We start from the raw sequence: 13,131 nt of genomic DNA, 5'->3' as shown, positions 1-13,131 counted from the left end.
GGTACACAATGGCAGATGGTTCAGTTACTATCAAGGTTGATATGGATGGCTCTAATGCTCAATCAGGAGTAAGCAAGCTTAAAGCTCTATTCGGTGGACTTGAAAATGCAGGCTCAAAAGTAGGGTCTGTTTTTAAGTCCGTCTTAGGAGCTAATCTGATTAGTTCTGCCCTGACAACAGGAATTGGGACTATTACAAGTGGTGTCCGTGAAATGGCCTCGGAGCTAAACAGTTCACAGAAAGCTTGGAAAACCTTTGAGGGGAACCTACAGGCCTTTGGGCGATCAGCTGAGGAAATCAAGGCAGCTAAGACCGAAATGCAGGACTTTGCAACCAAAACCATCTACTCAGCCTCTGATATGGCTAGTACTTACTCGCAACTTGACGCAGTTGGGACTAAGAATGTTGGTAGTCTAGTTAAGGCCTTTGGTGGACTTGCAGCCTCTGCTGAAAACCCAGCCCAAGCCATGAAATCATTGTCAACTCAGGCGACACAGATGGCAAGTAAACCTAAAATAGCTTGGATGGACTTTAAGATCATGATGGAGCAAGCTCCTGCTGGTATGGCAGCTGTCGCAAAAGAGATGGGAATGTCTACTGCTGAGCTTGTAAAAGCCGTCCAAGACGGAAAAGTCAAGACAGAGGACTTTTTTGACGCCATGAACCGTGCAGGAAACTCTGACGCTTTCCAAAAGATGGCTACAGAGTTCAAAACGGTTGACCAGGCCATAGATGGGGCAAAAGAAAGCCTATCTAATAAACTTATGCCAGCCTTTGAAAAACTTAACAAGTTTGGAATTAAGGCTGTCAATGCAGTTTCAGACGCTTTGGACAAAATCAATTTTGACAGCATTGCTGAGAAATTGGGAGGACTACTAGAAAGCATTGACATTGATGGCTTTGTATCGGGTGTCTCAAATGGCTTTGCTCAAGCAGGACAAATAGTATCTAATTTTTTTGCTATTTTTAGAAAAATAAAAGTTTTTGAGTCATTATCTGACACAGCAAGAGACATAGTTGTAACTATTCAGTCTCTTTTTGAGGAACTGACTAGCGAGACAAATGGATTTGAGAAAGCTATAGAGGGTGTTGGTAACATCATCAAATTAGTCAATCACATCATTCAGGAAATGGCATCAGGTTTCCAATTCGCCCTAGAAGCGTTTGCTAACACAGGTGCGATAAAAAACGCCTATCAAGCGTTTAAGGATTTGTCGGAGGCTGCACTAGATTTATTTGATAAACTATCAGACCTCATCCCATGGGAAATTATCGGAGAGGCAGCTGGTAAAATCATCAATTTTGTGTCACAGATGGCGAGCTCATTTGCTGGCTTTATCAAAAGCCTAGACGCTGGAACAATCAAAGGAATTGCTACTGCACTATTTACTATGGCTGTAGCTTTTAAAGGTGTCAAGGCTGGTATAGCTATTGCAAAAGGGCTAAAATCCGCCTTTGACTTTGGTAAGACCATAGTATCTCTAATAGGGAACATTCTAGGCCTTACTACAGCTCAATTTGCTAATGCTGGAGCAAGTGCCGCAATGAGCGCAGGGAATACAGCAGTTGGGACAACGGCATCCGCAAGTGCTGGCTCTGTCTTGAGATTGGCCGCTGCAGTTCTTATGATTGGCGCAGGGGTCTTGATGGCTGCCGCTGGTGTTTATGTCCTGGTACAGGCAGCTATACAACTTGCCTCAGCTGGAACTAGTGCACAGGTTGCAATGCTTGCCATTGTAGCAGGTATTGCCTTGCTTGCTGTGGGAGCAGCTACATTAGGTCCAGCATTGACAGCAGGAGCTGTAGGTATTTTAGCTTTTGGAGCTTCCGTTGCTCTTATTGGTGCTGGTATTGCAGTTGCTGCTCTTGGGATTTCTGTACTTGTTACAGCTATCTCTAACGGAATGACTCAGATCATTAACGCCATATCTGCAAATGCACCACAAATTGTAACAATTATCCAGGCTATTGCTGATGGTATCAGTACAGCTATGAGTGGTATTGCTGGCATTATTGCTTCTATTGGAGGAGTGATCTCTACAGCTTTGCAAGGCATTGCTAATATCTTTACATCAGTTGGGCAAGCAATATCTACTGCTGCTCAAGGAATCGGTAAAGGTATTGAGAGTGCTTTTAATGGTATTTCCAATGTCATCACCTCTGTAGGTAATGCTATCAAGAGTGTATTAGATGGCCTTGCTAATGTATTCAATTCTATTGGTACGGCTGCTCAAAAAGCAGGAAATGGATTTAAGCAGTTAGCTCAAGGGGTGGTAATGATCACAAATACCAACCTTGGGGATATGGCAGCATCTTTAGCCGCTGTTGCTATTGGCGTAGGTAAAATCTCAGGAGCAAGCGCTGGCATGGCTAGCGTTGGTGTAGGTATGCAGGCACTGGGAGCAGGTCTACTCACAATACAAGCCAGCGGAGCCATGGCCGTTGTTGTACTAACAACAATGGCAAGCACCATTCCTACAATTTCAGCCTCTGTAACTACTTTAGCCCCAGCGATGACATTGGCTGGTACTGCTATGAGTGCCTTTGCAACATCAGTAATGACCTCTTTTGTAGGTTTATCAGGGGCAACAGCTAGCATTACTATCCTACAAAGTGGGTTAGTTGCTTTGTCAAGTTCAATGTTGATGGCACAGGCTGGAGCCCTAGCTATATCAGCAGGATTTACAGCAATCAGTGGAGTTGTGAGTGCTTTAGTTGGCGTACTTGGTACAATACCAGGTCAGTTTACACTGATTACCACATCAGCAATCATGGCAACTACTGCCATTATGCAGTTAGCTACATCCGCTCCTATGGTTGCCTCGGCCTTTTCTAGTATCTCGGCAGCTGCTAGATCAGCAATGTCTCTACTCAATTCTGTTGTGCAGTCAGCAATGTCTCAAGCTGTAGCAATAATGCGCTCAAGCATGCAACAGATGGTGTCTGTGGTCCTGCAATCGGCAACTCAGATGACTCAAGCCGGTCAACAGGCAGGTCGTGGGGTCTCTAATGGCATTACTAACGGCATCCGCTCAGGAATTGGATCAGCAACGGCTGCAATGTCAGCTATGTTAAGCTCAATCCGTTCTAGGGCAATGTCAGGGGCTGGAGCTATGCGTTATGCAGGGAGCATGATTGGGCAAGGTTTGGCGCAAGGTATGTACTCAGCACTTGGGGCTGTCACAGCTGCTGCTAATGAGCTTGTCGCTCAAGCTGAAAGAGCAGCACAAGCCAAGGCCAAGATCCACAGTCCGTCACGACTATTTAGAGACAATGTAGGTAGATACATTGCTCAAGGTATTGCCGTGGGTATTGAACAGAATAGCTCTGATGTGGTTGATAGTCTGGCATACGTTCAGAAAGAGATGTCAGCGTTCAAATTTAGCGCTGAGGACTTGCTAGGTTTAGGGAAACATACTGTATCTAGTCAGTTTAGACTCAAATCACTCACAGAACGAGCAGAAACAAGCCAAATCGAGGTTATTCGTGACCAGGCTGACAAAGTCCTGGCTAGAGCTCTTGAAGTGGCTGAGGAGGCTGTCAAGCGCCCTGTGAATATGGTACTAGATGACGGTACTCTGGTTGCTAAAATCGGAGACCCAATGACTAACTATCAAAACGATAAGTTAATGATTGATAACATGATGAGAGGGATTATCTAATGAACAATGACACAATCACAATCAATGGATTTGACCTCTCTGAGGTTATTGACATTATCGAAATTATAAGACCAGTAGGTAATGAGCGCCATATCACTACTAATGACGCTCCACTTTTAGGAGTAAATCTGCAAGAGGTAAGGACAGGCGCTAAAATCATCAAAGTCAAGTTTGCTATGCAATATGGGAACGGCATGACACTTGAAACGGCTAAGCACAAACTAGCTGGTATTTTTAATACCTCTGAGGCTGTCAAAATTGTCATTTCAGACGAGCCTGACAAGTATTACATGGGTCTAGTATCTGGCTCTGTGGACATGGACAACATTACTAGATGGTTCCAAAAGGGCAGTTTTGACCTGATTATCCCTGACGGAGTAGCTCACAGCTCAACCTATAAGCGTTTTGATAACGGACAAGAGCAACCTGACAAGGTTGTTTTTAATTTGGTCAATAATGGTAACGTCCCAGCTTTTCCTGTGGTCACTGTTAAAAACAACGCCGAGAATGGCTATATCGGTATCGTCAATACTAGCGGAGCTTTTGAGGTTGGAGACCGTAAAGAAGCTGATACTGAAACAGTCAAGCACTCTGAGGTCTTGCTTGATTTTAGAGGTGACAAAATCGCTGAGGGTTTTGCTAGAGCAGTGAAAAATAGTTCAGTGACCAATAGCAGATGGGACAATATAACTGGAACATCAGAGCTGACCGCAGTAGATGGCAAGAAACGTATAAAAGTAAGAGAGCAGACCAGCGGTACTTACAATGAGAATTACGGCGCAGGTCTATCATGGGAGATACCTGCCGACTCAACAGGCCAGAAAGGCTCACTCAATGACTACATCTTTTGCAAACTTGTCTATCAACTAGACTCTGTGGCTCAATGTGGCTTTATTAAAGTGACTGTGACTGACGCAAATAATCAGTTTTTGTACGGTATTGAGACTTATAAGCGATATAACGGTCTATACTGCGGTTTTAATGTTTTTGCAACAAATAACAACAATGACTATAATTTCTTGAAAACTTTAGACTTCGACTCTTCTAGTGACCAAAACAGAAATCCTTTTGCGAAAACAAGGGGGCAGTTTGAAATCATGAGAAACGATGAGAGAGTTCAAGTCTATTATAATGGCTCGCACTATAATTTTTTCGTTCCTGAAATCAGAGGTAAAAAATCAGCTAAAATCCACGTTACGATTGGTGGATTTCACGGAAAGGCGATTATTCCTCACTTGTATCTTGATGAGCTGTTGTATCGCAAAGATTTTGTACAGGCTTCAAGGGACATTCCTAATCGCTATCCTATGGGGTCAAATATCATCCTTGATAGCGAGAATGATTCCGTCACGGTGGATGGTATTGAGAAGGCTGCAGATGTCGTTCAGGGTTCAAAATTTTTGAGTATACCACCAGGAAGCAGTCAGCTTGAGGTCTATTGTTCAAGCTGGGTCAAGACCAAACCCACTGTCAAAGTAGAATTTAAAGAAAGGTATCTATAGCAATGTTATTGACAATACATGACTCAAATTTGAGAAAAGTAGCATTTGTGGACAATGAAAAACAAGGAACATTAAACTATTTCAATGATACCTGGACAAGGTATTTAGAGACAGGCTCTAGTACCTTTGATTTTACTGTTTTTAAAAAGGCCATTATCTCTGATATAGGTCGGAAAAGAACCTATAACGCTCTAAATGAAAAGGCTTTTGTATCATTTCAATATAAAGGCAAGACTTATCTACATACTATCCGAAAAGTTGAAGAAAATGAGAAAGTTATCAAGTGTTATAGTATCAACCTAAACCTTGAGCTGATAAATGAGTACGCTAACCCTTACAAGTCCTCTAAAGCTATGAGCTTTAAGGAATTTTGTGAGGAGATGGACTTGCTCAACTATACTTTCTTAAAAATCGGTATCAATGATGTTTCAGATAAAAAGATTTCTGCCGAGTGGGAGGGTACTGATACCAAACTAAATAGACTATTAAGTCTAGCTAAGAAATTTAGCGCTGAGATTGAGTTTGACACACGCCTCAACGATGATAGCTCTATCAAGTCATTTATGGTCAATGTCTACCATGAGCACGACGATAGCTACCAGGGAGTAGGTCAAGTCAGTTCAATGGTTTTAGAATATGGAAAAAACCTCAAGACAATTACTAGGACGATTGACAAGACTGGGATTTATAACTCAGTTAAACCTACAGGAAAGGACGACCATGGCAACGTGATTGACATTAGTGGTCTTGGATCTTGGTCAGTCAACAATGCCAAAGGTGAGCGTGAATTTTATCAATTAGGTGCTCATCTTGTTGCTCCAATCTCTATGCAGATGTATCCATCTACATTCACACACTCAACAGGTACACTAGACCAGTATATTCGTAAAGATATGACGGTAGAGAGTTCAAATCCTGAGGTTATCCGTTCAACGGCCTACCGTGAGCTCAAGAAAAACTGTTACCCAGCAGTCACTTATGAGGCTGAGGGATTTACAGATCTTGAAATCGGAGATACAGTCAAAGTCTATGATGACGGCTTTAGCCCTACTCTTTTGCTTGAGATGAGGGTGTCTGAGCAAGTCATCAGCTTTACCAATCCTAGAAACAATAAAACGACTTTTTCAAATGCTAAGGCGCTTGAAAATCGTCTATCTCAAGGCATTCAGCAACAGCTAGACCGTATGATAGAAGAGGCTAAGCCTTACTCTATCAAACTTTCTACTGACAATGGTATAGCCTTTAAAAACGGCCAAGGTCAGACCATTGTGACTCCTACCTTAATGCGAGGGAATAAAGTCATCAATAGCGGATGGCGTTGGGTCGTTGATGGCGAAATCAAAGCTACAAGCCCTAGATACATTGTGAGAGCCTCTGACATCAATCAAAAGATGGTTTTGACAGTTTCAGCGTGGATTGATAACAAAGAGGTAGCCTCTGAGCAGTTGACTCTCATCAATACATCAGATGGGCTACAAGGTCAAAAAGGGGATACAGGTCCGAAAGGAGACACTGGACCACAGGGAGCAATAGGTCCTAAAGGAGACCGAGGGGAGAAAGGTGAGCGTGGAGAACGTGGCTTACAAGGACTCCAAGGTTTACAAGGTGCTAAGGGTGACCAAGGTATTCCAGGAGTTAGAGGAGCGGACGGACGTACACAGTACACTCATATAGCTTATGCTGATACTATCTCAGGTAGTGGATTTAGCCAGACTAACGCTGACAAGGCCTATATAGGGGTCTATGTTGATTTCAACTCAACAGACAGCGTCAATCCTGCCGACTATCGCTGGAATAGGTGGAGAGGCTCAGATGGCTTAAACGGCAAGGACGGCCCTCAAGGTATTCCAGGTAAACCTGGAGCAGATGGTCGGACTCCGTATTTTCATAGGGCATGGGCTAATTCTGCTGATGGCCGTGATAGTTTTAGCACCTCTGATAGTACTAACAAGCGCTATTTAGGTACGCTAACGGATTTCACTGAGGCAGATAGTCAGGATCCTGGAAGTTATAAGTGGACAGCTTTATTTGGGACGACAGAGCAATCAGGTAACCTTTTACTTGACTCAAATACTGGATGGAGAAATAAACATCAGCAAGACTTCGTCTTGGCTGAACCCTTAAAATCCGGTAAGCAGTACACTTTAAGCGCTAAATGGTGGAGGAATGATAACAGTACACTTAGTTTTGGTATTCGTGAAAATTCTAGCGATAGCTGGCAGTGGATAAGTCTAGCATATAGCTTTGAGTTGGATGTCTGGAGTGCTACTTTTACATCCAAGAAAAACCTTAACGCTGGAGACACTGTTTCATTCTTCACTGCAGAACTCGAAGGGATTGGTAATGCTGATTGGGCCGTTTTAACAGTTGGAGCCATACCAATGACGAGCTGGCAACCTCACTGGTCAGAGACTCAAAAACAACTAGACTCTAAAGCCGACCAAGGGCTAACTCAGGAGCAACTGAATGCTCTCAATGAGAAAGCTGGAATTATCCAGGCCGAGCTTGAGGCCAAGGCCAGCGCTGACACGCTTGATAACTGGATTAAAGCCTATCAGGATTTTGTTAAAACTAATGAAACGGCAAGAGTTCAAGCTGAGAAATATTTGATTTCAGCTAGTCAGCGTGTGTCAAACATCGCCAAAGACTTGGGAGAATTGTCTGACCGCTGGAATTTCATTGATACTTACATGAGCTCTAGCAATGAGGGCCTTGTAATCGGTAAGAACGATGGTAGCTCTAGCATGATGTTCAATCCTAATGGTCGTATTTCAATGTTTTCAGCAGGGGTTGAGGTAATGTATATTTCTCAAGGTGTCATCCATATTGAGAATGGTATATTCTCAAAAACTATTCAAATCGGACGATTTAGAGAAGAACAGTATCACATCAATCCAGACATGAACGTGATTAGATATGTAGGAGGTAACTAATGGCTGAATTTTGGTCAAATAATGATAGGAGCTATTATCTCAGACTGTGGGTAGACCAAGTATCCCAAAATATATCTGACAATAGCAGTCAAGTAAGACTAAGACTTGCTTTGACAAACGGTGCTCATACATTTGCAGATTATGACTGTACTGCCTCTGTAACCGTTGACGGTCAGACTTTGAGCTGGTCAGGCCGTCCATCTATGCTGAGTCAAAATAGCTCAATTATGCTGATTGATAAGACAGTAACAATCAGACATGATAACGATGGTAAAAAATCGTTTGGGCTGTCTGCTACATTTAGTGGAAGCGGTGGATGGTCACCAGGAACACTTTCAATCAGTAGAAACTCATTTACGCTCTCAACGATACCACGCTCTAGCTCTGTAAGCGCAAGCGCTGGAGTTATTGGTAGTTTAGTAACTATCAACATTAACCGTCAGAGCTCCACTTTCAAGCACACGGTACGCTATTCCTGGGCTGGTAAGAACGGAACGATTGCAAGCAATGTAGACACATCTACAACGTGGACGATCCCTCTTGACTTTGCAAACGACATACCGAACTCTGCAACAGGTACATGTACTATCTTTGTCGATACCTATTCAGGCTCTACCAAGACAGGCACACAGTCCACTACATTCACGGCAAGCGTACCAGAAAATGTCAAGCCTAATTTTACAGGGATATCATTATCAGACTTAAATAGTGCTGCTCAGAACCTTATCCCAAACGGAAACACGTTCATCCAGGTCATCTCTAACATCAAGGTTGCATTTAATGGCGCAATTGGTTCCTATGGCTCATCCATCACTGGATACTATGCCGAAATAATCGGCAAAAACCAGTCTACGAGTTCAAACGGTGGCAGTCTCGGCATTATGAATTATCACGGAGCCATCAAAATCAGAGCAAGAGTCTCTGATAGCCGGGGACGTTGGTCTGATACTAGAGAGATATCCGCTACCGTTCTTGAGTATTTTGCCCCTGCTCTCAGCTTTAGCATTGCACGGACAGGCTCAACCTCTAGCACCTTGACGGTCACTAGAAATGCTAAGATTGCCCCTTTGACAGTTTCAGGAAGTCAAAAGAACACAATGACATTGACATTTAAGATTGCACAGCTTGGGACTAATACCTTTGCGGTTGATAACGGTCAAGCCACTGGAGCCTGGTCAAGTATTTCAAGTCTAGTCAATTCACGGGCTAATCTTTCAGGGAATTATCTAGCTAATCAATCATGGATTGTCATCGGTGTCCTTGAGGACAAATTCACTCGTACTGAGTTTATGGTCAACGTGGCCACTGAAAGCGTGGTATTCTCTTATGACCGTTCAGGTGTTGGTGTCAACAAAATCAGGGAGCAAGGCGCTCTTGATGTAAAGGGCAGCATCTACGCAGACAACAATCCTATACAGCAATATCAGCTGACTGATAATAATGGAGGTCTAGGTAGAGGTAGTGCTCAATGGAATGATGTTTGGAATAAGCAAGGCACGGAGTTCGGGTGGAGGTCTGGTAAATACGATGACAATCCAACAGGGAGAAACGGCGACTGGGGTCTGTATCAAAATTTTTGGCTTGACAGTTGGAAAGGAGTCCAATTTTTCACAGGGTTAACCTCAAATAGGTTTTTCTTTAGGACTTACAACAATAACAGTAGATGGAGTCCATCTCAATGGAAAGAGATTGCTACCAAAGACGACATCCAAAAATACACTCAAGGAACACCTTGGCAAAACCTAACTCTACAAAACGGATGGCAAAATCATCCTGATTATCATAAAGTACAATGTTCTAAGTCATTTGATGATGTGGTCTATCTCAGAGGTTCAGCTAATAAAGGGAAAACGGCTAATGGGACAGTGATAGGCACTTTGCCGGTCGGATTCAGGCCATCTCAATTTCTATATGTCTCAGCTCTCAACAATAGTTACACAGTAGCGGTTTTGGGTATCTATCCAAATGGAAATATACTTGTAAAAGGTAACGTTGACGCTACATGGCTCAACTTTGACAACGTATCATTCAAAATTTAAGGAGGAAATATGAAACTAGAATATGGGACAAAGTCCTTGGAATATGACGGCAGTGGAACAGCGTCCACCACCAAAGTCACGCTGGTTAACTCAGACGGTGCTATCGTACCTATCTTGCTACCAGCTGACAAAATCAGTTTGTCTAATACTGAACTCTTTGAGTTGGCACTCGAGGCTCTTTATCAGGAGAATTTTCCACAGCGTGCTGAAAATGAACGTTTTAGCAAGGTAAATCAAGAACTGCAAAAGAACAAAGAGGCAGCGGATAAAGCTGAGCAAGCAGCGGCAGAAACAAAAGAAAATCTTGATACTGTTTCAGCTATCACAGAGGTATTGATTGCTCTTGCTATTTCACAAAGTGGAGGTATGCCTACCAACGCCTATGTCAAGGTAGCAGCATTTGTTAAGCCACTAGTCAAGAGTACACGCTACTCAAATGGAGACATCATTGCCATGCCTTATCCGTTTGAAAACAATACCAAATGGCCAAGTGGAACCAAGACTATCTTTAAGTTCCAGATGCAGGCTAATGAAGGTTATACATACAAGGACCAGGCTCTTGCTGAGATGCTGCAACAAGGTGTATTGACCGTGGTCATGCCAAGGATTGAGTAAGGAGGATTTTATGTCATGGTCTGAAATAATCGAGAAAATGATACATGCGATCACTCAGCTCGCCCCTACTATTGGTGTCATCGCTACTGGATGGTTTGGGATGCGTGCTAGTAAAGCAGGGAATCTCAATCAAGAACAGTTCAAGGAGTTGAAAGGTGAATTGAGCACTATCCATGCTATCGGTGAGGAGAACAAGCAAAATATAACTGAAATCAACAACAAGCTTGCAGTTCACGACGAAGCTCATTTGGCAACAATGTATTTACGGCTGGAGCGTGATATTACTGTTGCTCTCAAGCGTGGTTATACAAGCGTTCACGAGTCGGATATTATCCACAAAATGCACTCAAGTTACAAAAAACTAGGTGGGAATGGGCGCATCGATGCCCTGTTTAACAAATACTTAAATTTAGAAATTGCGGAGGAAAATACAAATGCAACAAATTACTGAAATCATCACAAATGGTGCAATCAGCATCCTTGTTATTTTGGCAGGGGTAGCAGTTAAGGCAGTCAAGGGCTATCTTGTTCAAAAAGGTGGAGAGAGAACCATCAAAATCGTTGAAATCTTGGCCAAAAATGCGGTCAATGCCGTTGAGCAGGTCGCTTCTGAAACCGGATATAAAGGTGAGGAGAAGCTGGAACAGGCTCGTGATAAAATCCGTGCTGAACTAACTAAGTATGGTATCAGCATGACTGACAAAGACCTCGATACATTTGTCGAGTCAGCGGTCAAGCTGATGAATGATACCTGGAAAGGGGAGTAATCATGGTAGAAATCATTAACCATACAATTTTTAATGGAATTTCAGGATCCCGACCAACTGAGCGACCAAAATATTATGTTTTACATAATGATGCTGGCTCAAAAAGTGCAAAGGCCTATATCGAATGGCTTCAAGAACGATATGACAATGGCCGGTCTGAACTTGGTTTTGCTCATTACTACATCACAAGAGATGCAATTGTGCGAGTCGAAGACACATACAATGGTTCGTGGTCTGCTGCTAACTACGATGCTAACATGAACTCTCTTAGCTATGAAGTATGCCAGCAGTTAAGCGCATCAGATGCCGAGTTTATCGAAAATGAAAACATGGTATTGCGCCAAATGGCCGAAGATATGACCTACTACGGTGATACTCCGAACTATTCAAACATCAAGTTTCACAATGAATTTTCTAGCACATCATGCCCTGCTCGTTCCCTTGAATTGCACGGCGGATACAATGACAGCTTGCGTGACTATGTGATTGCTAAAATCAAGCACTATCAGTCACTCGGTTCAACTGTTCAAGAAATGCTGGATAATGAGGGCAATCAAGAAGGTTGGAAGAGAAATTCGACTGGTTGGTGGTATGTCAATGAAGATGGAAGCTATCCAACGAACAAATGGCAGAAGATTAACAATGTCTGGTATTACTTTGATAGCAATGGCTACATGAAGGCTAACGCATGGCATAAGCATTCGGATGGTTACTGGTATTACTTGCTACCAAATGGTGCTATGGCTACAGGCTGGGTTCTTATCAGTAACAAGTGGTACTACTTCAAAGAAGATGGTAGGATGGCCACTGGTTGGGTCAAGTACAAGGAACATTGGTATTATCTCGATGCTAAGGATGGAGATATGAAATCCAATCAGTTTGTCAAGTCGGCAGATGGCACAGGTTGGTACTACCTTAAATCAGACGGAACAATGGCAGATAAGCCAGAGTTTACTGTTGAGCCTAACGGGCTCATTACTACAAAATAATCTTAAAAATAAATAGAAAGGAAACTTTCTAAATTGTTCTTTCACCGCAGGCTCAAGCTTGCGGTTTTTTGTTTGCTCTGAAATACGCTTGATAATCGCTTGAAATTCTGAAAAACCTTTATAAATATAGGGTTAGGAGTGTTCTTTTTTCGCTTGAATATCTTTATTTTGCTCTGAAAGTAGAAAAACAGTGATTTTTCACTGCTTTTTTTATTTTTTTACGAATAGATAAGTAAGGAGGAAGGAAACATGAACATTTTGAACATTAAACTTGCAAGCGTAGAGCAGACAGATTTAGGATTTGAGCATTGGGTGGATGTGACTTACCAGGCGCCGATTTTGAAAAATGAGTATACAGTCAAGCTATTACTTCTTATGGAGTGCATGATAGAGGACCAGAAAGTCATTGAATACCTAGTATCAACTTGGAAGTATCGGGATCTTGTGCTGCACTCTGTGCAGATGTATGGGATTGAGAGAGAAGGGGCAAAAAAGGGGCAAAAATGTCGTAAACCTCTGTAAAACGATGTAAAATCAATTATTTTAAAACTGAAAATATAGCTATTTTTTAAGGCATTGGAATTTGATGTAAATATATGTAATGGTGTTTTTAAAAGTAGACGG

9 protein-coding genes are annotated in these 13,131 nt (G+C 42.5%); all 9 read left to right on the top strand.

Going from position 1 to position 13,131, the window contains the following annotated elements:
• The first annotated feature begins 8 nt into the window (after nt 1-8).
• The 9 genes from KUA57_RS08630 to KUA57_RS08590 all read left to right on the top strand — a co-directional run bounded on the left by KUA57_RS08630 (nt 9) and on the right by KUA57_RS08590 (nt 13,029).
• Nucleotides 9-3,662 carry a tape measure protein gene (locus KUA57_RS08630; RefSeq protein ID WP_218494076.1) on the top strand — a complete coding sequence of 1,218 codons (3,654 nt, stop codon included), beginning with the start codon at nt 9-11 and terminating at the stop codon, nt 3,660-3,662.
• Complete coding sequence (locus KUA57_RS08625; protein WP_218494075.1) at nt 3,662-5,164, top strand: distal tail protein Dit; 1,503 nt, start codon at nt 3,662-3,664, stop codon at nt 5,162-5,164. Before KUA57_RS08630 ends, KUA57_RS08625 begins: the two co-directional genes overlap by 1 nt.
• Nucleotides 5,165-5,166: 2 nt before the next feature.
• The gene (locus KUA57_RS08620) at nt 5,167-8,097 is read left to right on the top strand and encodes a phage tail spike protein (protein WP_218494074.1); all 2,931 of its coding nucleotides are present in this window, start codon (nt 5,167-5,169) and stop codon (nt 8,095-8,097) included.
• Nucleotides 8,097-10,136 carry a DUF859 domain-containing protein gene (locus KUA57_RS08615; protein ID WP_218494073.1) on the top strand — a complete coding sequence of 680 codons (2,040 nt, stop codon included), beginning with the start codon at nt 8,097-8,099 and terminating at the stop codon, nt 10,134-10,136. The genes KUA57_RS08620 and KUA57_RS08615 overlap by 1 nt, the downstream gene beginning before the upstream one ends.
• A 9-nt stretch (nt 10,137-10,145) precedes the next feature.
• Nucleotides 10,146-10,751, top strand: a complete 606-nt coding sequence (locus KUA57_RS08610; RefSeq protein WP_218494072.1) for a DUF1366 domain-containing protein — start codon at nt 10,146-10,148, stop codon at nt 10,749-10,751.
• Nucleotides 10,752-10,761: 10 nt separating this feature from the next.
• Nucleotides 10,762-11,202, top strand: coding sequence for a hypothetical protein (locus KUA57_RS08605; RefSeq protein WP_218494071.1), 441 nt, complete (start codon nt 10,762-10,764; stop codon nt 11,200-11,202).
• The gene (locus KUA57_RS08600; RefSeq protein ID WP_218494070.1) at nt 11,186-11,518 is read left to right on the top strand and encodes a phage holin; all 333 of its coding nucleotides are present in this window, start codon (nt 11,186-11,188) and stop codon (nt 11,516-11,518) included. Before KUA57_RS08605 ends, KUA57_RS08600 begins: the two co-directional genes overlap by 17 nt.
• Nucleotides 11,519-11,520: 2 nt before the next feature.
• The gene (locus KUA57_RS08595; protein ID WP_218494069.1) at nt 11,521-12,507 is read left to right on the top strand and encodes an N-acetylmuramoyl-L-alanine amidase; all 987 of its coding nucleotides are present in this window, start codon (nt 11,521-11,523) and stop codon (nt 12,505-12,507) included.
• A gap of 249 nt (nt 12,508-12,756) precedes the next feature.
• Entirely contained in the window at nt 12,757-13,029 is a 273-nt protein-coding gene (locus tag KUA57_RS08590; protein WP_218494068.1) for a DUF7720 family protein, read from the top strand.
• The last annotated feature ends 102 nt before the right edge of the window (nt 13,030-13,131 follow it).

Source organism: Streptococcus vulneris, from assembly GCF_019218685.1.
Classification (GTDB): Bacteria; Bacillota; Bacilli; order Lactobacillales; family Streptococcaceae; genus Streptococcus; species Streptococcus vulneris.
Note: the sequence above shows the minus strand (reverse complement) of the source record. Positions and strands in the feature narration are given on the sequence as shown.

Bases quoted from the DNA above. Each gene is read 5' to 3' on its own strand.
- KUA57_RS08630 (WP_218494076.1), top strand. From the start codon at position 9: ATGGCAGATGGTTCAGTTACTATCAAGGTTGATATGGATGGCTCTAAT.
- KUA57_RS08625 (WP_218494075.1), top strand. From the start codon at position 3,662: ATGAACAATGACACAATCACAATCAATGGATTTGACCTCTCTGAGGTT.
- KUA57_RS08620 (WP_218494074.1), top strand. From the start codon at position 5,167: ATGTTATTGACAATACATGACTCAAATTTGAGAAAAGTAGCATTTGTG.
- KUA57_RS08615 (WP_218494073.1), top strand. From the start codon at position 8,097: ATGGCTGAATTTTGGTCAAATAATGATAGGAGCTATTATCTCAGACTG.
- KUA57_RS08610 (WP_218494072.1), top strand. From the start codon at position 10,146: ATGAAACTAGAATATGGGACAAAGTCCTTGGAATATGACGGCAGTGGA.
- KUA57_RS08605 (WP_218494071.1), top strand. From the start codon at position 10,762: ATGTCATGGTCTGAAATAATCGAGAAAATGATACATGCGATCACTCAG.
- KUA57_RS08600 (WP_218494070.1), top strand. From the start codon at position 11,186: ATGCAACAAATTACTGAAATCATCACAAATGGTGCAATCAGCATCCTT.
- KUA57_RS08595 (WP_218494069.1), top strand. From the start codon at position 11,521: ATGGTAGAAATCATTAACCATACAATTTTTAATGGAATTTCAGGATCC.
- KUA57_RS08590 (WP_218494068.1), top strand. From the start codon at position 12,757: ATGAACATTTTGAACATTAAACTTGCAAGCGTAGAGCAGACAGATTTA.